Consider the following 21,229-nt stretch of genomic DNA (forward strand, 5'->3'; position numbering starts at 1 on the left):
GAATTAATTTTTTTAGAAAAGAAGCAAAGGGAGGTTCCTTTGCTTCTTCATAAAAATATTAATAAGAATCAGGGCTCCATGAACCGTATACTGTAAAATTAGATTGATCCTTGTTTGCTTTACTGATTCTCAAAAATGGATATTGATAAGGAGCGGATTTGTCTGAATAAGATTTTCTAGTTCCAGTCCATAGTGTTGTTCCACCAACATCTTTTTGTCCAACTCTAGTGCGGACCCTGACTTGTTTGCCCCCAACTGTATTTTGCAAATTAATTATAGTATTTGAATCGTTTAACTTTCTCAGAGCTGATGTGTCATTCCCATTTTTTGTGACTCTGAATTTTGACAAATCTCCAACGTTTCTGGCTTCTGTAGGTACACTGCTGACCGCGATGATACTAAAAAGTAACGCTCCTGTTAATAATAATTTTTTTTGCTTTTTCATGTAAAACACTCTTTTTTCTTTTGATGAATGTATAATACAATATAAACAGTTATTTTAACCATTTTTGTCATAAACGGTTGAAAATCAGTCATTAACGTAAAAAAATGCGGAAAGGATGTGAAATAAGTGTTGTTAAGTATATATATGAGTATGAGTCATATAATTGGCATTCTCTTTTCTTACTTAATTATAGATAGAAATTTATTCACCACTAAAAGAAAGTTTCTATATTTTTTGGCAACTGTAGGTATAGTAGGAGTGGTTGCTTATCACTATAATTTTTTGGGTGAAATTTTTCTTCTTGTATTTCTAATTTTACTGAATCTAAGAAGAGAGATGGCGGTACAGAAAATCTTATTACTAATTCTTTTTCCTTTTTCGATACAATCAGCTGTAATTGTAGCGTTAAGACCATTATATTCATTAATTCCATCATTTGAAGAAGGTGGCTTCACTCCGTATATGTTTATTAAGTTAGGAAGTTACGCTATTATTTTTATCGTTAGTTGGGGTGTTACTAACTATTTGCTTCCCTACATTTTAAGAAAAAAACAAGAAAAAAAAACTCTGCTACTTTTGATAATTGTTTTTCTAGGTGTTCAGATAGAATGGCTTGTGGCCTATCTAACAGAGTACTCTTCAGACTTTTTTATCATTATTTTTATTGTTCTTTTATTATTTACGATACTTATCTATTTTTCGGTGAAGGAAATCACGGAGAAACAAGCACTAAAAGTAGAAGTAGAACGACAAAAAATTGAAAAAGAGTATATGTCAGCTTATTCAGATGAAGTTAAGGGGCAGTATGAAGAGCTGAGGAAGTTTAAGCATGATTATGTTAATATTCTTTCTTCATTAGATTATTTTATAAAAACGAAGGATTTAGATAGGGTAGAGAGGTATTTCAAGCAAACGATTTTGCCAACACAAACCTACATACAACAATCGAATACGTATTTTCAGCAGCTCCAAAATATTGAATCTGAGGAAATTAAAAGTATTTTAGCAGTGAAATTAACGTTAGCAAAAGAAAAAGGAATACTTGCCAAATTAGAAGTACCTGACAAAATTTCTAACAGGATGTCTGCCGATTCAATTGTATTGGTTCGAATGCTAGGGATTATTTTGGACAATAGCATCGAAGAAGTTAGTAGCTTACCAGATGGAAAGATTCGGATTGGTTTATTAGATGTGGGGCAAACCTACTTGTTTGTTGTCGAAAATTCTGTCAGAAAAAATATTGAAAAACTGGCTATTTTAACTAGAGAAGGCTTTTCTACAAAGGGAGAAGGGCGTGGGCTAGGTCTATCTAATTTAAACAAGCTAAATAAAAAAGAGCCAAATGTATCATTAGAAACAATCGTTACAGAACAATTTTTCGTGCAAAAGCTCACGATTCAAAAAGGAGGATGCTAAATGCTGTCAGTATTTGTTTGTGAAGATGATGAGGCGCAAAGAGAACGAATCGTCGAGCTGGTTAAGGACAATATTATGATTGAAGAGTATCAGATGGAGATGACTTTGGCGACGAGTAATCCTTATGAAGTACTGCAATATCTAGAGAAAAATGAAAATACACGAGGAATTTATTTTTTAGATGTTGATTTGCAGCAAGCAATAGACGGCATTCAATTAGGCGTAGAGATACGAAAAAAAGACGTAGATGCAAAAATCATTTTTATCACGACGCATAGTGAGCTTCAGGGGTTAGTATTTACATACAAAGTCGAAGCGATGGATTACATTGATAAAGAGGACATTACTTTATTAAGAAAACGTGTTCAGGAGTGTTTACAACTAGCGAATGAGTATTATACGAAGGAAGACAGAGTAGAAGCAAAGAGAGTGAAAATCAAAATTAATAATCAAATTAGAGTATTTTCGCTAGAAGACATTATGTTTTTTGAAACAACGCACGTGCCACGTAAGCTTACCCTGCATTTAAGGAACAGTACGATTGATTTGCATGGCTCGTTAAAGGAATTAGAAAATTTGTCAGACGCGTTCATTCGGATTCATAAATCCTTTTTGGTTAATAAGGAGAACATTCACTCCTTTGACCTAAAAAAAAGAGAAGTCATGATGGAAAACGGAGCAACTTGTTTTGTCTCAGTAAGAGGACGGAAGCTCATAAATTAAACGGTAATGACGCGATTTCAATCGTTTAGGATTTTTTTGGTCATAGATGCTAGATAAATGGTACGCTTCTATTTGAAAGAAGGAAAATGTAAAGGAGCGTAATAAAATGAAAAAGAAGATGATAGGTGTATTATTAGGAATCATCGTGCTGGGAAGTCATGTAGGGATTGCACAAGAGCAAACGGTTATAGAAAAGCAAAATGAAGGGACTTTTTTTGCTGGGAGTGGGTTTAGATATTCGTTTAAAAAATACCCACCAAAAAAATATAATGGACGTACTAGGTATCGAGTGGAAAAAACAAAGTCAGGGTATGATGGATATTATAGATGAGGATGACTGTTTTTTAGTCTGCAGCAGTGACTCAAGAAACTAAGGGGGGCGATGAAATATCGCTTCCCTTTAGTTTTTCATAATACAAGAAAGCTATTAGGGGATAGCCACACATTTCTAGAGGGCGTTAGCCTGATCAAGTCTGTCAATTTTATCTAAAATAAGAAAGTTTCCTACTATAGTAATAGGAAAACTAATTGGTAGAAGAAAATCCTTTTTTTTAAAATAAATATCCAGTCAGAGAAGGGAAAGAAAAAAATAAAGATTTATTTGGAATTATCGGAAATATCGTTATGAAAATAAATTCATTTTTTCAAGAAAAAGGCTTGCTATCTAGGTTTTTCTGTAATATAATCATAAAGGTGCTGTTTGTGTGAACGAACAGACACTGGTGGGGCTCGAAAGAAACCTGCCGGCTAAGAAACGAGAGGTTGCGACACGCCCGGACGCTTTGCCACGAACGAGCGTGACGGAAAATTTTCGTGGAGCTATGTCTACTTTTCAAAATAGGCGAAGGAGGGAATAAGATGGCAAAACAAAAAATTCGTATCCGTTTAAAAGCGTATGAACACCGTATTTTAGACCAATCAGCGGATAAAATTGTAGAAACTGCAAAAAGAACTGGAGCTAGCGTGTCTGGTCCAATTCCATTACCAACAGAACGTAGTCTTTACACTGTTATTCGTGCGACTCATAAATACAAAGATTCACGCGAACAATTCGAAATGCGTACTCACAAACGTCTGATTGACATTGTGAACCCAACACCAAAAACAGTTGATGCTTTAATGAAGCTTGACTTACCATCTGGTGTGAACATTGAAATCAAACTATAATCAAAAAAATTAAGTTGGAGGTGTACTCATGACCAAAGGAATCTTAGGGAAAAAAGTGGGAATGACACAAATCTTCACTGAATCTGGCGAACTAATCCCAGTTACAGTTGTTGAAGCTACGCCAAACGTAGTTTTACAAGTGAAAACAATGGAAACGGACGGCTACGAAGCTATTCAAGTTGGTTACCAAGATATGCGTGAAGTTTTATCAAACAAACCTGCGAAAGGTCATGTTTCAAAAGCAAACACGGCTCCTAAGCGCTTCATTAGAGAATTCAAAAATGTTGAGCTAGGAGAATACGAAGTAGGAAAAGAAATCACTGTTGATGTTTTCCAAGCAGGTGACATTATTGATGTTACAGGTACTACAAAAGGTAAAGGATTCCAAGGGGTTATCAAACGTCACGGCCAAAGCCGCGGACCAATGGCTCACGGTTCTCGTTACCATCGTCGTCCTGGGTCAATGGGTCCAGTTGCACCTAACCGTGTATTTAAAAATAAAAAACTTGCTGGCCGTATGGGTGGCAACCGCGTAACAATCCAAAACTTGGAAATCGTTCGCGTTGATGCTGAAAGAAACGTTATCCTTATTAAAGGAAATGTTCCTGGAGCGAAAAAATCTTTAATCACTATTAAATCAGCTGTGAAAGCTAAATAATTAGTACGGGAAAGGAGGAACTAAGGAATGCCGAATGTAGCATTATTCAAACAAGATGGAACCCAAAACGGTGAAATCACTTTAAACGAAGAAATCTTCGGAATCGAACCTAATGAAAATGTTGTTTTTGATGCAATCATCATGCAACGAGCTTCATTAAGACAAGGAACGCACGCAGTTAAAAACCGTAGTGCAGTTCGTGGCGGTGGTCGTAAACCATGGCGTCAAAAAGGAACTGGTCGTGCTCGTCAAGGATCAATCCGCTCGCCACAATGGCGTGGAGGTGGAGTTGTCTTCGGACCAACACCACGTTCTTACAGCTACAAACTTCCTAAAAAAGTTCGTCGTTTAGCAATGAAATCTGTTTTATCAGAAAAAGTTGCTTCAAACAAATTGGTAGCTGTTGATGCATTAAGCTTCGACGCACCGAAAACAAAAGAATTCAAACAAGTTCTTGCTAACTTATCTATTGACTCTAAGGTGTTAGTAGTAATTGAAACAGAAAATGATTTTGCAGCTTTATCTGCACGTAATCTTGAGAAAGTTTCAGTTGTTACTGCTGACAATGTAAGTGTTCTAGACGTTGTATCTAATGACAAAGTGTTAGCAACACAAACTGCTCTTACTCAAATTGAGGAGGTGCTTGCATAATGAACTTACTAGACGTAATCAAACGCCCTGTGATCACTGAAAAATCTATGCTTGCTATGGATGAAAAGAAATTTACTTTCGAAGTGGACACTCGTGCAAACAAAACTTTAGTTAAACAAGCTGTTGAAGCAGCATTTGACGTAAAAGTTAAAAACGTGAACATCATCAACGTGCGTCCTAAATTTAAACGCATGGGTAAATATGCAGGATATACAAAAAAACGTCGCAAAGCAGTTGTGACATTAACTGAAGATTCTAAAGGAATCGAAATTTTTGATGCTGAATAAGCATTTCTAAAAGAAACAATTAAGTAGGAGGGAATAAGACGTGGCGATTAAAAAGTACAAACCTACCACAAACGGCCGTCGTAACATGACAAGTTCTGATTTCGCTGAGATCACAACTTCAACACCAGAAAAAACATTGTTACAGCCGATGAAAAACAATGCCGGTCGTAACAACAACGGTCGAATCACTGTTCGTCATCAAGGTGGCGGTCACAAGCGCCAGTACCGTGTCATTGACTTTAAACGTAATAAAGACAATGTACCAGCATTGGTTAAAACTATCGAGTATGATCCAAACCGTTCAGCTAACATTGCGTTAGTTCATTACGAGGATGGAATTAAAGCATACATCATTGCACCTAAAGGATTAGAAGTGGGCATGCGCCTAGTTTCTGGCCCAGATGCAGATATTAAAGTAGGAAACGCATTACCATTGGAAAATATTCCAGTTGGTACTGTTATCCACAACATTGAAATGAAACCTGGTAAAGGTGGACAATTAATTCGTTCAGCTGGAACAAGTGCTCAAGTACTTGGTAAAGAAGGTAAATACGTATTAATCCGCTTAAACTCTGGCGAAGTTCGTATGATCTTAGCAACTTGCCGTGCAACAATTGGTTCAGTTGGTAACGAACAACACGAATTAATCAACATTGGTAAAGCCGGTCGTTCTCGTTGGATGCGTAAACGCCCAACAGTACGTGGTAGCGTAATGAACCCTAACGATCACCCACACGGTGGTGGTGAAGGTAAAGCTCCAATCGGACGCCCATCACCAGTATCACCTTGGGGTCAACCAGCTATTGGCTTCAAAACACGTAACAAAAAAGCTAAATCAGACAAACTTATTGTTCGTCGCAGAACTAAATAATAGAATTATCAGAGTGTTACACAATTTGAGAGGAGGTTCACCATGGGTCGTAGTTTAAAGAAAGGACCTTTCGCTGATGAGCATTTAATGAAAAAAGTTGAAGCTCAACAAGGTGCCGAAAAGAAAAAAGTTATTAAAACTTGGTCTCGTCGTTCTACAATTTTCCCAAGTTTTGTTGGATTTACAATCGCAGTTTACGATGGACGTAAACATGTGCCAGTTTATATTCAAGAAGACATGGTAGGACACAAATTAGGTGAATTTGCACCAACTAGAACTTATCGTGGCCATGCTGCAGACGATAAGAAAACTAGACGTTAATTTTGAGGGGAGGATAAATACAAATGGCAGAACAAATTACATCAGCTAAAGCAACTGCAAAAACAGTTCGCACTTCACCTCGTAAAGCCCGTTTAGTAATCGATCTTATCAGAGGTAAAAGCATTGCGGATGCAATTTCAATCTTGAAATTCACACCGAACAAATCTGCTGGAATCATCGAAAAAGTTTTGATGTCCGCAGTTGCTAATGCAGAAAACAACTTTGACTTAGATGTTGAAAACTTGGTAGTATCTGAAGCCTTTGTTAACGAAGGACCAACTATGAAACGGTTCCGTCCACGTGCTAAAGGATCAGCTTCTCCAATCAACAAACGTACAAGTCATATTACAGTAGTCGTATCAGAAAAATAAGGAGGGACATTCAGTGGGGCAAAAAGTACATCCAATTGGAATGCGTGTAGGAATCATCCGCGATTGGGATGCAAAATGGTATGCTGAAAAAGAGTATGCTGAATTTTTACACGAAGATTTAAGAATCCGTAAATTTATCTCGACTAAACTTGCTGATGCTGCTGTGTCTACAATTGAAATCGAACGCGCTGCAAACCGTGTGAACATTTCAATCCACACAGCTAAACCAGGTATGGTAATTGGTAAAGGCGGATCTGAAGTCGAAAACCTAAGAAAAGAATTAAACAAATTAACTGGAAAAAGAATTCACATCAACATTGTTGAAATCAAAAAACCAGATTTAGATGCAAAATTAGTGGGCGAAGGAATTGCACGTCAATTAGAAAACCGTGTAGCTTTCCGTCGTGCGCAAAAACAAGCAATCCAACGCACAATGCGTTCAGGAGCTAAAGGGATTAAAACTCAAGTATCAGGCCGTTTAAATGGTGCAGATATTGCTCGTTCAGAAGGTTATTCTGAAGGAACAGTTCCTCTACACACATTGCGTGCAGATATTGATTACGCTTGGGAAGAAGCAGATACAACATACGGAAAACTAGGAGTTAAAGTGTGGATTTATCGTGGAGAAATTCTTCCAACTAAAAAGAACACTGAGAAAGGAGGGAAATAATCATGTTAGTACCTAAACGTGTAAAACACCGTCGTGAATTCCGCGGAAAAATGCGCGGTGAAGCAAAAGGCGGAAAAGAAATCGCTTTTGGTGAATTCGGCTTACAAGCTGTTGAATCACATTGGATTACAAACCGTCAGATTGAAGCTTCTCGTATTGCTATGACTCGTTACATGAAACGTGGCGGGAAAGTATGGATCAAAATTTTCCCTCATAAATCATATACATCTAAAGCGATCGGCGTTCGTATGGGTAAAGGGAAAGGGGCTCCTGAAGGATGGGTTGCACCAGTAAAACGTGGCAAAATCATGTTTGAAATTGCAGGCGTACCTGAAGATGTAGCTCGCGAAGCATTACGTCTTGCTTCTCACAAATTACCTATCAAAACGAAAATCGTAAAACGTGAGGAAATGGGTGGTGAATCGAATGAAGGTTAAAGAAATCAGAGAATTAACCACTGCCGAAATGCTAGACCAAGAGAAACAATTGAAAGAAGAATTGTTTAATCTAAGATTCCAACTAGCTACAGGTCAATTAGAAAACACTGCGCGTATTAAACAAGTACGTCAATCGATTGCACGCATCAAAACAGTATTGCGTGAACAAGCTAACTAATAGTGGAAGGAGGCCATTCATCGTATGACTGAAGAAAGAAATCAACGTAAAGTTTACCAAGGTCGTGTAATTTCCGATAAAATGGACAAAACGATTACAGTTTCAATTGAAACGAAAAAGAATCACCCGATTTACGGTAAACGTATGAAGTATTCTAAGAAATACAAAGCTCATGACGAAAACAACACTGCAAAAGTTGGAGATATCGTGAGAATTATGGAAACTCGTCCATTATCAGCTACAAAACGTTTCCGTTTACTAGAAGTAGTGGAAGAAGCAGTTATTATCTAATAAAACGAGATTTTCCTATATAGATTGAGACTTCAAAATCTGAAAGGAGGATACACATCGTGATCCAACAAGAAAGCCGTTTAAGAGTCGCTGATAATTCTGGCGCGCGTGAAATTTTAACGATCAAAGTCCTTGGTGGTTCTGGTCGTAAAACTGCTAATATTGGTGACGTGATTGTTGCTACTGTTAAACAAGCAACGCCAGGTGGGGTTGTTAAAAAAGGTGAAGTAGTAAAAGCCGTTATCGTTCGTACAAAATCAGGCGCTCGTCGTACTGATGGTTCTTACATTAAATTTGATGAAAATGCTGCAGTAATTATCCGTGATGATAAAAGCCCTCGTGGAACACGTATCTTTGGCCCAGTTGCACGTGAATTACGTGAAAACAACTTCATGAAGATCGTTTCTCTAGCACCAGAGGTTTTATAATCGTGAGTCACTTATCAAAGGAGGTGCGCAACAATAATGTTTGTTAAAAAAGGCGATAAAGTTAAAGTAATTACTGGTAAAGACAAAAATACAGAAGGTGAAGTCCTAGCTGTCTTCCCTAAACAAAATAAAGTCACAGTACAAGGTGTTAATATTGCTAAAAAACACCAAAAACCTTCACAATCAGCTCCTCAAGGAGGAATTGTTGAGTTTGAAGCTCCAATTGATGCTTCTAACGTGATGGTCATTGACCCATCAACTGGTGAAGCTACTCGTATCGGATACAAAGTCGTTGACGGCGTAAAAGTTCGAGTTTCTAAGAAATCTGGAGAAGTTATTACGACTCCTGTAACAAAAACAGAAGATAAATAATTATTTGAGGAAGGAGGGGCTTATTGAATGAACCGCCTGAAAGAAAAATATCTTAAAGAAATAACTCCATCATTAATGGAAAAATTCAACTATAGTTCTGTTATGCAAACGCCTAAAGTTGATAAAATTGTCATCAACATGGGTGTTGGTGATGCGGTATCAAACGCAAAAAACTTAGATAAAGCTGTTGAAGAATTAGCAATTATCACTGGTCAAAAACCAATGATTACAAAAGCTAAGAAATCAATCGCTGGCTTCCGTTTACGTGAAGGAATGCCAATTGGTGCGAAAGTAACGCTACGCGGCGAAAGAATGTACGAATTTTTAGACAAATTAGTATCAGTATCTTTACCACGTGTTCGTGACTTCCACGGAGTAAGTAAAAAAGCCTTTGATGGTCGTGGTAACTATACTTTAGGTATTAAAGAACAATTAATCTTCCCAGAAGTTGATTACGATTTAGTAGATAAAGTACGCGGTATGGACATCGTTATTGTTACAACAGCAAACACAGATGAAGAATCTCGTGAATTGCTAGGACAATTAGGTATGCCATTCCAAAAATAAAAAAAGGAGGCGAACTACGTGGCTAAAAAATCAATGATTGCTAAAAACAAACGTCCTGCGAAACATTCAACACAAGCTTATACACGTTGCGAACGTTGCGGACGTCCACATTCAGTTTATCGTAAATTTCATCTTTGCCGTATTTGCTTCCGCGAACTTGCCTATAAAGGACAAATTCCCGGCGTGAAGAAAGCTAGCTGGTAAACAAGTAAACTTGCATAAAGGAGGTAAACAGTTCAATGGTCATGACAGATCCAATTGCAGATTTTTTAACTCGCATTCGTAATGCAAACATGGTTAAACATGAAGTGTTAGAAGTGCCTGCATCAAAAATCAAGCGTGATATCGCAGAAATCTTGAAACGTGAAGGTTTCATCCGCGATGTAGAATATATCGAAGATGACAAACAAGGTGTGATCCGTGTTTTCTTAAAATATGGAAAAAACAGCGAACGTGTTATCACGAACTTAAAACGTATCTCTAAACCAGGCTTACGTGCTTACGTTAAAGCTGATGAAGTACCAAAAGTACTTAATGGTTTAGGTATTGCAATCATCTCAACTTCTGAAGGTGTTATCACTGATAAAGAAGCGAGAGCTAAAAACGTTGGTGGCGAAGTAGTCGCTTACGTTTGGTAATTTAAAAGAAAACACAAGGAGGTGTCTCTAAGTGAGCCGTATTGGTAATAAAATTATTGTCATCCCTGCTGGCGTGACAATTACTCAAGATGGAAATGATGTTACAGTTAAAGGACCTAAAGGTGAATTATCACGTACTTTCTCTTCTGATATTAAAATCAATATCGAAGGAAACGAAGTAACTTTCACTCGTCCAAACGACAGTAAAGAAATGAAAACAATCCACGGAACAACTCGTGCAAACTTCAACAACATGGTTGTTGGTGTTAGCGAAGGTTTCGAAAAAGCTTTAGAATTAATTGGGGTTGGGTACCGTGCGCAATTACAAGGAACAAAACTTGTATTAAACGTTGGTTACTCTCATCCAGTTGAAATTACACCACCTGCTGGAGTGACAGTTGAAGTTCCTTCAAACACTCAAGTAATCGTTAAAGGTGCTAATAAAGAAGATGTTGGCGAATTAGCTGCGAATATTCGTATCGTTCGTCCACCAGAACCTTATAAAGGCAAAGGTATCCGTTATGTTGGCGAATACGTACGTCGTAAAGAAGGTAAAACTGGTAAATAATAGTAATTCACGTGAATTACTATTCGCAGCCTAATGGCTAGCAAAATTAAAGAGGTGACAATTGTGATTACAAAACCAGATAAAAATAAAACACGTCAAAAGAGACATCGTCGTGTACGTAACAAAATCTCTGGTACTGCTGAGTGCCCACGCTTAAATATTTTCCGTTCGAACAAAAACATCTACGCTCAAGTTATTGATGACGTAGCGGGTGTGACGCTAGCAAGTGCCTCTGCCTTAGATAAAGAAGTATCAGGCGATACAAAAACAGAAGTCGCTACAGCAGTTGGGAAACTAGTTGCTGAACGTGCCGCTGAAAAAGGCATCAAAAAAGTAGTCTTTGACCGTGGTGGATACCTTTACCATGGCCGCGTTGCAGCTTTAGCTGAAGCAGCTCGTGAAAATGGACTAGAATTTTAGGAGAAGGAGGAACACCATTCATGGTTTATATTGATCCAAAACACTTGGAATTAGAAGACCGCGTTGTTGCAATCAACCGTGTAACAAAAGTTGTTAAAGGTGGACGTCGTCTACGTTTTGCTGCTTTAGTTGTTGTGGGAGATAAAAACGGACATGTTGGTTTTGGTACTGGTAAAGCGCAAGAAGTACCTGAAGCTATCCGTAAAGCAATCGAAGACGCTAAGAAAAATTTGGTAGAAGTACCAATGGTTGGTTCTACAATCCCTCACGAAGTAATCGGTGTATTCGGTGGCGGACGCATCCTTATGAAACCTGCTGTAGAAGGTTCTGGAGTTGCTGCTGGTGGACCAGTTCGTGCCGTATTGGAATTAGCTGGAGTTGCGGATATCACATCTAAATCTCTAGGTTCAAACACACCAATTAACGTTGTGCGTGCGACTGTAGAAGGTTTAACTCAATTGAAACGTGTTGAAGAAGTTGCAGAACTTCGCGGCAAATCAGTTGAAGAAATTATCGGTTAAGGAGGACAAAAATAATGGCTGAATTAAAAGTAACATTAAAACGCAGTGTTATCGGACGTCCTCAAAACCAACGCGATACTGTTAAAGCGTTAGGTTTAAATAAATTAAATAGTACAGTTGTGAAACCTGCCAATGATGCAATCAAAGGCATGATCAACACTGTTTCTCATTTAGTGGACGTTGAAGAAGTCTAAAAAAGAGTTATTTAGATTGTTTAAGGAGGTGCCAAACCTATGAAACTTCATGAATTAAAACCTGCTGAAGGGTCTCGCAAAGTACGCAATCGTGTAGGTCGCGGAACATCTTCTGGTAATGGTAAAACTGCCGGACGTGGTCAAAAAGGACAAAAAGCTCGTTCAGGTGGCGGCGTACGCTTAGGATTCGAAGGGGGACAAACTCCTTTATTCCGTCGTTTACCAAAACGTGGATTTACTAACGTAAACCGTAAAGACTATGCTGTAATCAACTTAGACGTATTAAATCGTTTTGAAGATGGTACAGAAGTTAGCCCAGTTGCTTTAATTGAAGCTGGAATCGTTAAAAATGAAAAAGCTGGAATTAAAGTGCTTGCTAACGGCGAGTTAACTAAAAAATTAACTGTCAAAGCCGCTAAATTCTCTAAAGCAGCGCAAGAAGCAATCGAAGCTGCTGGTGGTTCAATCGAGGTGATTTAATGTTTAAACTATTAAAAGATTCTTTTAAAGTAAAAGACATTAGGTCAAAACTTCTCTTTACAGTATTTGTTCTGTTTGCTTTCCGCTTGGGTGCGCATGTAACTGTGCCTGGTGTGGATGCAAACAGCTTGCAAAGCTTAAGTGAATTACCTTTCTTTAACATGATGAACCTGGTTAGTGGGAGTGCTATGCAAAACTTCTCTATCTTCTCGATGGGGGTTTCACCATACATTACTGCGTCAATCGTTATTCAATTGTTACAGATGGACATCGTTCCCAAGTTTGTGGAATGGTCGAAACAAGGTGAAGTGGGTCGTAAAAAATTAAACCAAGCAACACGCTATTTAACTTTGGTTTTAGCGTTTGTCCAATCAATTGGGATTACGGCTGGGTTTAATACGTATGCACAACTAGGTTTTGTCAAAACTCCTAACGTTCAAACTTATCTAACTATTGGGTTAATCCTAACAGCTGGAACAATGTTTGTGACTTGGTTAGGGGAGCAAATCACCGAAAAAGGGATTGGTAATGGAGTTTCAATGATTATCTTTGCGGGAATTATTTCTCGTTTACCTGATGGCATCAAAGAAATTTACGAAGATTACTTCGTGAATATCGAGTCTTCAGAAATTTGGAAATCAGCGATCTTTGTTGCTATCTTAATCATTGCAATTTTGGTTATTGTAACGCTTGTGACATATGTTCAACAAGCAGAACGTAAAATTCCTATTCAATACACAAAACGTGTTGCTGGGGCACCGACTAGTAGTTATTTACCGTTAAAAGTAAATGCTGCCGGAGTTATTCCAGTAATTTTTGCCAGCTCATTTATCGCAACTCCTAATGCTGTGCTTCAAGCACTAAGTGGGAAGTTCGAGGGAGCGGCTTGGTATGATGTAGTGACGCAAATATTTAGTTATAATACATTGCCTGGTGCAACGATTTATACTATCTTGATTGTTGCGTTTACGTTCTTTTACGCTTTTGTCCAAGTGAACCCAGAAAAACTTTCTGAGAACTTGCAAAAGCAAGGAAGTTATATTCCAAGTGTTCGCCCGGGTAAAGGGACTGAGGAGTATGTTTCTAGTCTATTGATGCGCTTAAGTACAGTTGGTGCTGTTTTCTTAGGTCTAGTTGCTTTAATTCCAATTGCAGCTCAAATGCTTTGGAACTTACCGCAATCTATTGGTCTAGGCGGAACTAGCTTACTAATCGTTATTGGTGTTGCATTAGAAACTGCGAAACAGTTAGACGGCTTAATGCTGAAACGTAAGTATGTTGGATTTATTGATTAAGTAAGAAAGTGTGTTGAGGATTTTCCTCAGCACCGTTCTCACAATTCATTAGGAGGGTACAGCAATGAACCTCATTTTAATGGGGCTACCAGGTGCAGGAAAAGGGACGCAAGCAGAAAAAATTATTGATGCTTACGGAATTCCTCATATCTCTACGGGCGACATGTTCCGTGCGGCTATGAAGAATGAAACGGCTCTTGGCTTGGAAGCAAAATCATATATAGACAAAGGGGAGTTAGTCCCCGATGAAGTAACAAATGGGATCGTTAAAGAGCGTTTGGCTGAACCTGATACTGAGAAAGGCTTCTTATTAGATGGCTTCCCTCGTACATTAGAACAAGCTGAAGCACTTGATGCTATGTTATCAGACTTGAACAAAAAAATTGATGCAGTCATCGACATCCACGTAGCTGAAGATGTATTGATTGAGCGTTTAGCTGGTCGATTCATCTGCCGTAGTTGTGGAGCAACATATCACAAATTATTCAATCCGACAAAGGTTGAAGGAACGTGTGATCGTTGTGGTGGACATGAATTCTATCAAAGAGAAGATGATAAACCAGAGACGGTTAAAAATCGTTTAGCTATCAATATTAAAAATAGCGAACCGATCTTAGCTCACTATAAAGAGTTAGGATTGCTACAAAGTATTGATGGTGATCGTGAGATTGATGATGTATTCGTTGATGTGAAAAAAATCATTGAAGGATAGTTAATTGTCAATTGCCCATAGCCGACTTGCATAATGCAGTTTTTCTTGCCAAGTTTAACAAAATATGATAAAATATGTCAGTCCGACTTCTAGAGTGAGTAGTCATTCTAGTGGATCATTTTGAGAATTTCGAGGTGGGAACTGCAGTTTCCGCCATTTTATCGTGTGAAAATGCGAAACAAGTACAAGGAGGTACTGTGCGTGGCAAAAGAAGATATGATTGAAGTCGAAGGTACAGTCGTCGAAACTTTGCCGAATGCAATGTTTAAAGTTGAATTAGAAAACGGACACCAAGTTCTTGCTACTGTTTCTGGAAAAATCCGAATGCATTATATTCGTATCTTACCAGGTGACAAAGTAACGGTGGAATTATCACCGTATGATCTAAGCCGTGGCCGAATTACTTACCGCTTTAAATAATTGTACTCCGTAAAACCACAGGAGGTATTATCATGAAAGTAAGACCATCAGTAAAACCAATGTGTGAGCATTGTAAAGTAATTCGTCGTAATGGACGCGTTATGGTGATTTGTCCAGCAAATCCAAAACATAAACAACGTCAAGGATAATTGGAGGTGTAACAGATATGGCTCGTATTGCAGGAGTAGATATTCCTCGTGATAAACGTGTAGTAGTTTCACTTACTTATATCTATGGTATTGGTAACACTACTGCAAAGAAAGTTCTAAAAAATGCCGGAGTTTCTGAAGATGTTCGTGTTCGTGACTTAACGAATGAACAAACAGACGCTATCCGTGCTGAAATCGACAGCTTGAAAGTTGAAGGGGATCTTCGTCGTGAAGTGAACTTAAACATCAAACGTCTAATGGAAATCGGTTCTTACCGTGGAATTCGTCATCGTCGTGGATTACCAGTTCGTGGACAAAACACGAAAAATAATGCACGCACTCGTAAAGGCCCAGCTCGTACTGTAGCAGGCAAGAAAAAATAAATCTTAAGTGAAGGAGGTTAAAACTTCATGGTAGCAAAAAAAGTGAATCGTAAACGCCGTGTCAAAAAGAATATAGAAGCTGGGATTGCACATATCCACTCTACATTCAACAACACAATCATCATGATCACTGATACTCACGGAAATGCTTTAGCGTGGTCATCAGCTGGTTCATTAGGATTTAAAGGAAGCAAGAAATCAACTCCTTTTGCCGCTCAAATGGCAGCAGAAACTGCTACTAAAGCAGCAATGGAACACGGATTAAAGACTGTTGAAGTAACAGTTAAGGGACCTGGTTCTGGACGTGAAGCAGCAATTCGTTCATTACAAGCAACAGGTTTAGAAGTGACTGCAATTCGTGACGTGACTCCAGTTCCTCATAATGGTGCCCGCCCTCCAAAACGCCGTCGTGTTTAATGAGTGCAGCTCATTTTGAGTTTGAATTAAAAAACGTCATTGAACAAGACACTTTTCGTTTTGAAAGGGGTAAAGATAAGAATGATTGAATTCGAAAAACCAAGAATCGCAAAAATTGATGAAGAGAAAGATTATGGCAAGTTCATCGTTGAACCTCTTGAAAGAGGGTATGGGACTACTTTAGGTAATTCCCTACGTCGTATTTTATTATCTTCTTTGCCAGGTGCTGCCATCACTAATATTCAAATCGATGGTGTGCTACATGAATTCTCTACCATCAAAGGTGTGAGAGAAGACGTCACACAAATCATCTTGAACATTAAAGGCCTAGCGCTTAAAATGTATGGTCAAGAAGAAAAAACCCTTGAAATCGATATTACTGGACCAGCTACTGTAACTGCCGGCGATATTATCGTTGATAGTGATGTAGAAATCCTCAATAAAGATTTATATATCTGTAGTGTTTCTGAAGGTGCTACATTCCATGCTCGCTTAACTGTGAGACCTGGTCGTGGGTACGTTCAAGCAGATGAAAACAAAAAAGAAGATATGCCAATAGGTGTTCTTCCAGTTGATTCTATCTACACACCGGTTCGTCGTGTGAACTATCAAGTAGAAAACACACGTGTTGGTCGTCGTGATGATTTCGACAAATTAACGATGGAAATATGGACTGATGGCTCTATTGAACCATTAGAAGCAATGAGTTTAGCTGCAAAAATCATGACTGAACATTTAGACATCTTTGTTAACCTTACTGATGAAGCACGTAATGCTGAAATCATGGTTGAAAAAGAAGAAACACAAAAAGAAAAAATGTTAGAAATGACAATTGAAGAATTAGACTTATCTGTTCGTTCGTACAACTGTCTAAAACGTGCAGGAATCAATACTGTACAAGAACTTACAAATAAATCTGAACCTGAAATGATCAAAGTACGTAACTTAGGCCGTAAATCTCTTGAAGAAGTAAAAGCCAAATTACATGATCTAGGTCTTGGATTACGTAAAGAAGATTAAAACCTTTTACGAAGGAGGGAAACCAACGTGAGTTATCGTAAACTAGGACGCACATCTAGCCAACGTAAAGCGATGTTGCGTGATTTAACAACTGATTTATTAATTAACGAACGTATCGTAACGACTGAAGCTCGTGCTAAAGAAGTTCGCTCTACTGCCGAAAAAATGATTACATTAGGTAAGCGTGGAGATCTTCATGCACGTCGTCAAGCAGCTGCTTTCGTTCGTAACGAAGTTGCTAGCGTACGCGAAGAAAACGAAGAAATCGTTATTGAATCAGCTTTACAAAAGCTATTCAGTGATATCGCACCTCGCTATGCAGAACGCCAAGGTGGCTATACTCGTATCTTGAAAACAGAACCAAGACGCGGAGACGGCGCACCAATGGTAATCTTAGAACTTGTCTAAAATCACACTAATCCATCACTTTATAGATGATTCTTTTAGAGTGTTATGATGTTGGAGTTTATACTCCGAGTCTAGCTCAGCGCTGCTCTCCAAATCTTTTGGATTTGGAGAGTAAGCACTCATCATAAAGTGTTTTTTTGTACACAAAAATAGATGTCTTGACAGGACAGTTTTGTAGACAAAAAAGCATTTTATCCTTTCGCGACGAATATAATTGAAAACTTACGCATTTTTTGATAGTGTTAATAAGAACTTTAAAAAGGATGAGGAGTACGTCATGGAGCCAATTATTGAATTAAAGAATATCACTTATAAATATCAACCTGATGATACGCGTCCTGCTTTGCGAGATGTTTCTTTTTCGATTGATAAGGGAGAGTGGATTGCGATTATCGGACATAATGGTTCGGGAAAATCTACTTTAGCCAAAACGATTAATGGTTTATTGATGCCAGAAGAAGGTACAGTTACAGTAGGCACACAATCATTAAACGAAGACAATGTATGGTCAATAAGAAAAATGGTCGGCATGGTGTTTCAAAATCCAGATAACCAATTTGTTGGTTCGACCGTTGAAGATGACGTGGCCTTTGGTTTAGAGAATCAAGGCGTTCCACGCGCAGAAATGATTGAACGTGTGAAGGCTGCGTTAGAGGGGGTTCGCATGGGTGAGTTTTCTAAAAAGGAGCCTGCGCGTTTATCTGGAGGACAGAAGCAACGAGTAGCGATTGCTGGGGTGGTGGCTTTACGACCAGATATTATTATATTAGATGAAGCGACAAGTATGCTTGATCCAGAAGGACGAGCAGAGGTTATTTCAACGATTCAAAAGATCAAAGAAGAAAGTAATTTAACAGTGATTTCGATTACTCATGACATAGACGAAGCTGCGAATGCGAATCGTATCCTTGTGATGCGTCGGGGTGAGTTAGTTAGTGAGGGGACGCCGGAAGAGATTTTTTCTGCTGGACCTGAGTTGATTGAGCTAGGTTTGGATTTACCCTTTCCTGAAAAGCTAAAGGCCGCCCTTAAAACACGAGGAATTGATGTGCCTGAGAAGTATTTGACTGAGGAAGGAATGGTGGATTGGTTATGGACATCCGTTTTGAAAAAGTAGATTATACCTATCAACCGAATACCCCATTTGAACAACGCGCTTTGTTTGATATTAATTTAACTATAAAAGAAGGTTCTTATACTGCGCTTGTTGGTCATACTGGAAGTGGCAAATCGACTCTTCTTCAACATCTGAATGCTTTAGTCAAACCGACAAAGGGAATGGTTGAGATTGGGGAACGAAAAATTGTTCCTGAGACAGATAACAAAAATTTGAAACCGATTCGAAAAAAAGTTGGCATTGTCTTTCAGTTTCCTGAGGCTCAGCTATTTGAAGAGACAGTGGCGAAGGATATCGCTTTTGGGCCAAAAAACTTTGGAGCGAGTGAAGAGGAAGGCCGAAAACTTGCTGAAAAGATGTTAAAGCAGGTTGGATTAGATGAAAGTTATTTGGAGCGTTCACCATTTGAGCTTTCTGGTGGTCAAATGCGTCGAGTAGCTATTGCAGGTGTACTAGCTATGGAACCCGAGATATTGGTCTTAGATGAGCCCACAGCAGGCTTAGATCCACAAGGACGTAAAGAGATGATGGAAATGTTCTTATCCCTTCATAAAGAAGCTGGGATGACTATCGTGTTAGTCACTCATTTGATGGATGATGTGGCAAACTATGCGGATTATGTCTATGTACTTGAAAAAGGTCATATTGTCCGTGATGGCGAACCAAAAGAAATCTTCCAAGAGCTGAATTGGCTGAAAGAAAAACAATTAGGCGTGCCAACCGCAACGGAATTTGCTGAGCGGTTAGTTGCAAAAGGAGTTTCCTTTGATTCTCTACCATTAACGGCTGATGAATTAGCAGATAAACTCGTTTCTTTAGCAGGAGGATCTGCCCATGATGAATAAACTGATTTTAGGAAGATATATGCCAGGGGATTCAATCATTCACAGAATGGATTCTCGAGCGAAGCTACTGGCTAGTTTTTATTTTATTGGCATTATATTTCTAGCAAACAATTGGCAAACCTACTTGTTAATGGCCGTCTTTACTATAGTGGCTATTCTTTTATCAAAGGTTGATTTAAATTTCTTTTTACGCGGTGTAAAACCACTGATTTGGCTGATTCTTTTTACTGTGGCTTTACAAATATTTTTCACTCGTGGTGGCGCTGTTTATTGGGAGTGGGGCGTGTTTAGCATCACAGAGTTTGGTTTGACGAATGGTATCTTTATTTTTTGCCGTTTCGTTCTGATTATTTTTATGTCGACGTTGCTGACTTTAACGACGCCACCATTAGAGTTATCTGATGCGATTGAGTATTTGCTGCGTCCGTTAAAAGCGATTCGTTTCCCTGTTCATGAGGTTTCTCTGATGCTTTCTATTGCGTTACGTTTTGTTCCGACTTTAATGGATGAAACAGAAAAAATCATGAATGCTCAGCGCGCACGTGGGGTTGATTTTGGAGAAGGCAGCCTAGTTCAAAAAATGAAGGCAGTTGTTCCGTTGCTAATTCCGTTATTTGTGAGTAGTTTTAATCGAGCGGAGGATTTGGCAACAGCGATGGAAGCAAGAGGATATCAAGGTGGCGAAGGACGGACGAAATATCGTGTTCTTCATTGGCACATGCGTGATACGATTGCTCTTGTGGCCTTTATACTACTAACAGTTGCTTTGGTCTTTTTCCGAAGCTAAGTTTAAACGCCAGTTGAATGATTTTGAGGAAAAACGAAAAAAATAACAGGTGAAGGTAGCAGAATAAAGAAATAAATGAGTAAGGGAGTGGATGAATACTCGTCCTCTTCCTTATTTTTACGAAAACAAGTAGATGAACGGTAGGCGAGTAGTTTAAAAGTGGGTCGTCTATTCATAAAAAAGTCAGAGAGAATGAGGGGAAACGATGGTTCGATATAAAGCAACTATTTCCTATGATGGAACGAATTTTAATGGATTTCAGAGGCAACCAAATGGCCGGACTGTACAAGAAGAAGTCGAAAAAACCTTAAAAAAGATGGCGAATGGAAAGACCATTCAAATATTTGGTTCGGGCCGAACAGATGCTGGGGTACATGCGATTGGGCAAGTCATTCATTTTGATTACCCAGAGACGCGCCCCTTGGAACGAATGCGTTTTGGTTTAGATACACAAACACCAGAAGATATTGCTGTAAAATCAGTGGAGATTGTCCAAGAAGACTTTCATGCGCGTTACCTTGTGACGGAAAAGACCTATCAGTTTCGGGTGGATATAGGTAAACCACGGAGTCCGTTTCGGCGGTTTTATGCGAGTTATTTTCCCTATCCAATCGACGTGGAAAAGATTCAACGGGCCTTGCCTGACTTATTAGGGACACATGATTTCACGGCATTTTGTGCATCGGGAAGTCCGATAGAAGATAAAGTTCGAACGATTTATGAAGCGAAAATGACTGTGAATGAAGCGGGAGATGAGCTGTTATTTACGTTTCGTGGGGATGGTTTTTTGTATAAAATGATTCGTATTTTGGTGGGAACCTTACTTAAAATTGGCAATGGGCGTATGCCTGAAGGAGTTCTTCCGGAGATTATTGCATCCAAGGATCGGAATCTGGCTGGACCTACCGCCCATCCAGAAGGCTTATATTTGGTAGAAGTAAAATATGACTAAAAAACGGGTTAGATAATAAAAAATGACTGAAACTAGTGAGGTGAACGGGG

The 21,229-nt window shown here is 38.7% G+C and carries 37 protein-coding genes; 36 read left to right on the plus strand and 1 reads right to left on the minus strand.

What is annotated here, in order from left to right:
• Window positions 1-58 precede the first annotated feature (58 nt).
• On the minus strand, window positions 59-445 hold the full coding sequence (locus IGI37_RS01635; protein WP_438759669.1) for a hypothetical protein: 387 nt from the start codon (window positions 443-445) through the stop codon (window positions 59-61).
• A 336-nt stretch (window positions 446-781) separates the two neighbouring features.
• On the opposite strand from IGI37_RS01635, the gene IGI37_RS01640 reads away from it, so the two are divergent.
• The 36 genes from IGI37_RS01640 to truA all read left to right on the plus strand — a co-directional run bounded on the left by IGI37_RS01640 (window position 782) and on the right by truA (window position 21,179).
• Window positions 782-1,861, plus strand: coding sequence for a sensor histidine kinase (locus IGI37_RS01640; RefSeq protein ID WP_438759670.1), 1,080 nt, complete (start codon window positions 782-784; stop codon window positions 1,859-1,861).
• Complete coding sequence (locus tag IGI37_RS01645; protein WP_438759671.1) at window positions 1,862-2,584, plus strand: LytR/AlgR family response regulator transcription factor; 723 nt, start codon at window positions 1,862-1,864, stop codon at window positions 2,582-2,584.
• A gap of 106 nt (window positions 2,585-2,690) precedes the next feature.
• Window positions 2,691-2,915, plus strand: coding sequence for a hypothetical protein (locus IGI37_RS01650; RefSeq protein WP_438759672.1), 225 nt, complete (start codon window positions 2,691-2,693; stop codon window positions 2,913-2,915).
• Between the two features lie 527 nt (window positions 2,916-3,442).
• A complete protein-coding gene (rpsJ, locus tag IGI37_RS01655) occupies window positions 3,443-3,751 on the plus strand; it encodes a 30S ribosomal protein S10 (RefSeq protein WP_005880808.1) in 309 nt (102 codons plus the stop codon).
• Window positions 3,752-3,779: 28 nt separating this feature from the next.
• On the plus strand, window positions 3,780-4,409 hold the full coding sequence (rplC, locus tag IGI37_RS01660; RefSeq protein WP_438759673.1) for a 50S ribosomal protein L3: 630 nt from the start codon (window positions 3,780-3,782) through the stop codon (window positions 4,407-4,409).
• Between the two features lie 27 nt (window positions 4,410-4,436).
• Complete coding sequence (gene rplD, locus IGI37_RS01665; protein WP_438759674.1) at window positions 4,437-5,060, plus strand: 50S ribosomal protein L4; 624 nt, start codon at window positions 4,437-4,439, stop codon at window positions 5,058-5,060.
• Window positions 5,060-5,347, plus strand: coding sequence for a 50S ribosomal protein L23 (locus tag IGI37_RS01670; RefSeq protein WP_438759675.1), 288 nt, complete (start codon window positions 5,060-5,062; stop codon window positions 5,345-5,347). The genes rplD and IGI37_RS01670 overlap by 1 nt, the downstream gene beginning before the upstream one ends.
• A 40-nt stretch (window positions 5,348-5,387) precedes the next feature.
• Window positions 5,388-6,218, plus strand: a complete 831-nt coding sequence (gene rplB, locus IGI37_RS01675) for a 50S ribosomal protein L2 (protein ID WP_438759676.1) — start codon at window positions 5,388-5,390, stop codon at window positions 6,216-6,218.
• Between the two features lie 42 nt (window positions 6,219-6,260).
• Complete coding sequence (rpsS, locus tag IGI37_RS01680; protein ID WP_438759677.1) at window positions 6,261-6,539, plus strand: 30S ribosomal protein S19; 279 nt, start codon at window positions 6,261-6,263, stop codon at window positions 6,537-6,539.
• A gap of 23 nt (window positions 6,540-6,562) precedes the next feature.
• Window positions 6,563-6,910 carry a 50S ribosomal protein L22 gene (gene rplV / locus IGI37_RS01685; protein WP_010767945.1) on the plus strand — a complete coding sequence of 116 codons (348 nt, stop codon included), beginning with the start codon at window positions 6,563-6,565 and terminating at the stop codon, window positions 6,908-6,910.
• A 13-nt stretch (window positions 6,911-6,923) separates the two neighbouring features.
• Entirely contained in the window at window positions 6,924-7,580 is a 657-nt protein-coding gene (gene rpsC / locus IGI37_RS01690; RefSeq protein WP_438759679.1) for a 30S ribosomal protein S3, read from the plus strand.
• A gap of 2 nt (window positions 7,581-7,582) precedes the next feature.
• Window positions 7,583-8,017 carry a 50S ribosomal protein L16 gene (rplP, locus tag IGI37_RS01695; protein ID WP_438759680.1) on the plus strand — a complete coding sequence of 145 codons (435 nt, stop codon included), beginning with the start codon at window positions 7,583-7,585 and terminating at the stop codon, window positions 8,015-8,017.
• Window positions 8,007-8,195, plus strand: a complete 189-nt coding sequence (gene rpmC / locus IGI37_RS01700; protein WP_010767948.1) for a 50S ribosomal protein L29 — start codon at window positions 8,007-8,009, stop codon at window positions 8,193-8,195. The genes rplP and rpmC overlap by 11 nt, the downstream gene beginning before the upstream one ends.
• A gap of 24 nt (window positions 8,196-8,219) precedes the next feature.
• Complete coding sequence (rpsQ, locus tag IGI37_RS01705; RefSeq protein ID WP_161841853.1) at window positions 8,220-8,486, plus strand: 30S ribosomal protein S17; 267 nt, start codon at window positions 8,220-8,222, stop codon at window positions 8,484-8,486.
• A 59-nt stretch (window positions 8,487-8,545) separates the two neighbouring features.
• Window positions 8,546-8,914 (plus strand): 50S ribosomal protein L14, encoded by a 369-nt coding sequence (rplN, locus tag IGI37_RS01710; protein WP_069697070.1) that lies wholly within the window; start codon window positions 8,546-8,548, stop codon window positions 8,912-8,914.
• Window positions 8,915-8,950: 36 nt separating this feature from the next.
• Window positions 8,951-9,286, plus strand: a complete 336-nt coding sequence (gene rplX, locus IGI37_RS01715; protein ID WP_438759681.1) for a 50S ribosomal protein L24 — start codon at window positions 8,951-8,953, stop codon at window positions 9,284-9,286.
• Between the two features lie 27 nt (window positions 9,287-9,313).
• Window positions 9,314-9,853 carry a 50S ribosomal protein L5 gene (gene rplE, locus IGI37_RS01720; protein ID WP_438759682.1) on the plus strand — a complete coding sequence of 180 codons (540 nt, stop codon included), beginning with the start codon at window positions 9,314-9,316 and terminating at the stop codon, window positions 9,851-9,853.
• A gap of 18 nt (window positions 9,854-9,871) precedes the next feature.
• Complete coding sequence (locus tag IGI37_RS01725; RefSeq protein WP_002356214.1) at window positions 9,872-10,057, plus strand: type Z 30S ribosomal protein S14; 186 nt, start codon at window positions 9,872-9,874, stop codon at window positions 10,055-10,057.
• Between the two features lie 35 nt (window positions 10,058-10,092).
• Window positions 10,093-10,491, plus strand: a complete 399-nt coding sequence (rpsH, locus tag IGI37_RS01730; protein WP_438759683.1) for a 30S ribosomal protein S8 — start codon at window positions 10,093-10,095, stop codon at window positions 10,489-10,491.
• 31 nt (window positions 10,492-10,522) lie between these two features.
• Window positions 10,523-11,059, plus strand: a complete 537-nt coding sequence (gene rplF, locus IGI37_RS01735) for a 50S ribosomal protein L6 (protein ID WP_438759684.1) — start codon at window positions 10,523-10,525, stop codon at window positions 11,057-11,059.
• Window positions 11,060-11,122: 63 nt separating this feature from the next.
• On the plus strand, window positions 11,123-11,479 hold the full coding sequence (rplR, locus tag IGI37_RS01740) for a 50S ribosomal protein L18 (protein ID WP_010767954.1): 357 nt from the start codon (window positions 11,123-11,125) through the stop codon (window positions 11,477-11,479).
• Window positions 11,480-11,499: 20 nt separating this feature from the next.
• A complete protein-coding gene (gene rpsE / locus IGI37_RS01745) occupies window positions 11,500-12,000 on the plus strand; it encodes a 30S ribosomal protein S5 (RefSeq protein WP_161841847.1) in 501 nt (166 codons plus the stop codon).
• 14 nt (window positions 12,001-12,014) lie between these two features.
• On the plus strand, window positions 12,015-12,194 hold the full coding sequence (rpmD, locus tag IGI37_RS01750) for a 50S ribosomal protein L30 (protein ID WP_438759685.1): 180 nt from the start codon (window positions 12,015-12,017) through the stop codon (window positions 12,192-12,194).
• Window positions 12,195-12,233: 39 nt separating this feature from the next.
• Window positions 12,234-12,674 carry a 50S ribosomal protein L15 gene (rplO, locus tag IGI37_RS01755; protein ID WP_438759686.1) on the plus strand — a complete coding sequence of 147 codons (441 nt, stop codon included), beginning with the start codon at window positions 12,234-12,236 and terminating at the stop codon, window positions 12,672-12,674.
• Window positions 12,674-13,969, plus strand: a complete 1,296-nt coding sequence (secY, locus tag IGI37_RS01760; protein WP_438759687.1) for a preprotein translocase subunit SecY — start codon at window positions 12,674-12,676, stop codon at window positions 13,967-13,969. Before rplO ends, secY begins: the two co-directional genes overlap by 1 nt.
• Window positions 13,970-14,033: 64 nt before the next feature.
• Entirely contained in the window at window positions 14,034-14,681 is a 648-nt protein-coding gene (locus tag IGI37_RS01765) for an adenylate kinase (protein ID WP_438759688.1), read from the plus strand.
• Between the two features lie 201 nt (window positions 14,682-14,882).
• The gene (gene infA, locus IGI37_RS01770) at window positions 14,883-15,101 is read left to right on the plus strand and encodes a translation initiation factor IF-1 (protein WP_010767960.1); all 219 of its coding nucleotides are present in this window, start codon (window positions 14,883-14,885) and stop codon (window positions 15,099-15,101) included.
• Window positions 15,102-15,133: 32 nt separating this feature from the next.
• On the plus strand, window positions 15,134-15,250 hold the full coding sequence (gene rpmJ, locus IGI37_RS01775; RefSeq protein WP_010742772.1) for a 50S ribosomal protein L36: 117 nt from the start codon (window positions 15,134-15,136) through the stop codon (window positions 15,248-15,250).
• A gap of 17 nt (window positions 15,251-15,267) precedes the next feature.
• Window positions 15,268-15,633 (plus strand): 30S ribosomal protein S13, encoded by a 366-nt coding sequence (rpsM, locus tag IGI37_RS01780; protein WP_438759689.1) that lies wholly within the window; start codon window positions 15,268-15,270, stop codon window positions 15,631-15,633.
• 27 nt (window positions 15,634-15,660) lie between these two features.
• Window positions 15,661-16,050 carry a 30S ribosomal protein S11 gene (rpsK, locus tag IGI37_RS01785; protein ID WP_010734450.1) on the plus strand — a complete coding sequence of 130 codons (390 nt, stop codon included), beginning with the start codon at window positions 15,661-15,663 and terminating at the stop codon, window positions 16,048-16,050.
• An 81-nt stretch (window positions 16,051-16,131) separates the two neighbouring features.
• Complete coding sequence (locus IGI37_RS01790) at window positions 16,132-17,070, plus strand: DNA-directed RNA polymerase subunit alpha (RefSeq protein WP_010767963.1); 939 nt, start codon at window positions 16,132-16,134, stop codon at window positions 17,068-17,070.
• A gap of 27 nt (window positions 17,071-17,097) precedes the next feature.
• Entirely contained in the window at window positions 17,098-17,478 is a 381-nt protein-coding gene (gene rplQ / locus IGI37_RS01795) for a 50S ribosomal protein L17 (RefSeq protein WP_010767964.1), read from the plus strand.
• Between the two features lie 277 nt (window positions 17,479-17,755).
• The gene (locus IGI37_RS01800) at window positions 17,756-18,595 is read left to right on the plus strand and encodes an energy-coupling factor ABC transporter ATP-binding protein (RefSeq protein WP_438759690.1); all 840 of its coding nucleotides are present in this window, start codon (window positions 17,756-17,758) and stop codon (window positions 18,593-18,595) included.
• The gene (locus tag IGI37_RS01805; RefSeq protein WP_438759691.1) at window positions 18,571-19,440 is read left to right on the plus strand and encodes an energy-coupling factor ABC transporter ATP-binding protein; all 870 of its coding nucleotides are present in this window, start codon (window positions 18,571-18,573) and stop codon (window positions 19,438-19,440) included. Before IGI37_RS01800 ends, IGI37_RS01805 begins: the two co-directional genes overlap by 25 nt.
• Window positions 19,430-20,227: an energy-coupling factor transporter transmembrane component T family protein gene (locus IGI37_RS01810; RefSeq protein ID WP_438759692.1), complete on the plus strand. Its 798-nt coding sequence runs from the start codon at window positions 19,430-19,432 to the stop codon at window positions 20,225-20,227. Before IGI37_RS01805 ends, IGI37_RS01810 begins: the two co-directional genes overlap by 11 nt.
• A gap of 205 nt (window positions 20,228-20,432) precedes the next feature.
• Entirely contained in the window at window positions 20,433-21,179 is a 747-nt protein-coding gene (truA, locus tag IGI37_RS01815) for a tRNA pseudouridine(38-40) synthase TruA (RefSeq protein WP_438759693.1), read from the plus strand.
• The last annotated feature ends 50 nt before the right edge of the window (window positions 21,180-21,229 follow it).

It is taken from the genome of Enterococcus sp. AZ194 (assembly GCF_051713825.1).
GTDB lineage: Bacteria > Bacillota > Bacilli > Lactobacillales > Enterococcaceae > Enterococcus_K.

Excerpts from the sequence above, each read along its gene's own strand:
- rpsM (WP_438759689.1), top strand. The coding sequence starts at position 15,268 with ATGGCTCGTATTGCAGGAGTAGATATTCCTCGTGATAAACGTGTAGTA.
- IGI37_RS01670 (WP_438759675.1), top strand. The coding sequence starts at position 5,060 with ATGAACTTACTAGACGTAATCAAACGCCCTGTGATCACTGAAAAATCT.
- truA (WP_438759693.1), top strand. The coding sequence starts at position 20,433 with ATGGTTCGATATAAAGCAACTATTTCCTATGATGGAACGAATTTTAAT.
- IGI37_RS01810 (WP_438759692.1), top strand. The coding sequence starts at position 19,430 with ATGATGAATAAACTGATTTTAGGAAGATATATGCCAGGGGATTCAATC.
- IGI37_RS01645 (WP_438759671.1), top strand. The coding sequence starts at position 1,862 with ATGCTGTCAGTATTTGTTTGTGAAGATGATGAGGCGCAAAGAGAACGA.
- rplP (WP_438759680.1), top strand. The coding sequence starts at position 7,583 with ATGTTAGTACCTAAACGTGTAAAACACCGTCGTGAATTCCGCGGAAAA.
- rpsS (WP_438759677.1), top strand. The coding sequence starts at position 6,261 with ATGGGTCGTAGTTTAAAGAAAGGACCTTTCGCTGATGAGCATTTAATG.
- IGI37_RS01765 (WP_438759688.1), top strand. The coding sequence starts at position 14,034 with ATGAACCTCATTTTAATGGGGCTACCAGGTGCAGGAAAAGGGACGCAA.
- rpsJ (WP_005880808.1), top strand. The coding sequence starts at position 3,443 with ATGGCAAAACAAAAAATTCGTATCCGTTTAAAAGCGTATGAACACCGT.
- rpmC (WP_010767948.1), top strand. The coding sequence starts at position 8,007 with ATGAAGGTTAAAGAAATCAGAGAATTAACCACTGCCGAAATGCTAGAC.
- rplX (WP_438759681.1), top strand. The coding sequence starts at position 8,951 with ATGTTTGTTAAAAAAGGCGATAAAGTTAAAGTAATTACTGGTAAAGAC.
- secY (WP_438759687.1), top strand. The coding sequence starts at position 12,674 with ATGTTTAAACTATTAAAAGATTCTTTTAAAGTAAAAGACATTAGGTCA.
- rpsQ (WP_161841853.1), top strand. The coding sequence starts at position 8,220 with ATGACTGAAGAAAGAAATCAACGTAAAGTTTACCAAGGTCGTGTAATT.
- IGI37_RS01790 (WP_010767963.1), top strand. The coding sequence starts at position 16,132 with ATGATTGAATTCGAAAAACCAAGAATCGCAAAAATTGATGAAGAGAAA.
- rpmJ (WP_010742772.1), top strand. The coding sequence starts at position 15,134 with ATGAAAGTAAGACCATCAGTAAAACCAATGTGTGAGCATTGTAAAGTA.
- rpsH (WP_438759683.1), top strand. The coding sequence starts at position 10,093 with ATGGTCATGACAGATCCAATTGCAGATTTTTTAACTCGCATTCGTAAT.
- rpsE (WP_161841847.1), top strand. The coding sequence starts at position 11,500 with ATGGTTTATATTGATCCAAAACACTTGGAATTAGAAGACCGCGTTGTT.
- rpmD (WP_438759685.1), top strand. The coding sequence starts at position 12,015 with ATGGCTGAATTAAAAGTAACATTAAAACGCAGTGTTATCGGACGTCCT.
- rplC (WP_438759673.1), top strand. The coding sequence starts at position 3,780 with ATGACCAAAGGAATCTTAGGGAAAAAAGTGGGAATGACACAAATCTTC.
- rpsK (WP_010734450.1), top strand. The coding sequence starts at position 15,661 with ATGGTAGCAAAAAAAGTGAATCGTAAACGCCGTGTCAAAAAGAATATA.
- IGI37_RS01650 (WP_438759672.1), top strand. The coding sequence starts at position 2,691 with ATGAAAAAGAAGATGATAGGTGTATTATTAGGAATCATCGTGCTGGGA.
- rplD (WP_438759674.1), top strand. The coding sequence starts at position 4,437 with ATGCCGAATGTAGCATTATTCAAACAAGATGGAACCCAAAACGGTGAA.
- IGI37_RS01635 (WP_438759669.1), bottom strand. The coding sequence starts at position 445 with ATGAAAAAGCAAAAAAAATTATTATTAACAGGAGCGTTACTTTTTAGT.
- IGI37_RS01800 (WP_438759690.1), top strand. The coding sequence starts at position 17,756 with ATGGAGCCAATTATTGAATTAAAGAATATCACTTATAAATATCAACCT.
- IGI37_RS01805 (WP_438759691.1), top strand. The coding sequence starts at position 18,571 with ATGGACATCCGTTTTGAAAAAGTAGATTATACCTATCAACCGAATACC.
- rplE (WP_438759682.1), top strand. The coding sequence starts at position 9,314 with ATGAACCGCCTGAAAGAAAAATATCTTAAAGAAATAACTCCATCATTA.
- rplV (WP_010767945.1), top strand. The coding sequence starts at position 6,563 with ATGGCAGAACAAATTACATCAGCTAAAGCAACTGCAAAAACAGTTCGC.
- rplO (WP_438759686.1), top strand. The coding sequence starts at position 12,234 with ATGAAACTTCATGAATTAAAACCTGCTGAAGGGTCTCGCAAAGTACGC.
- IGI37_RS01640 (WP_438759670.1), top strand. The coding sequence starts at position 782 with ATGGCGGTACAGAAAATCTTATTACTAATTCTTTTTCCTTTTTCGATA.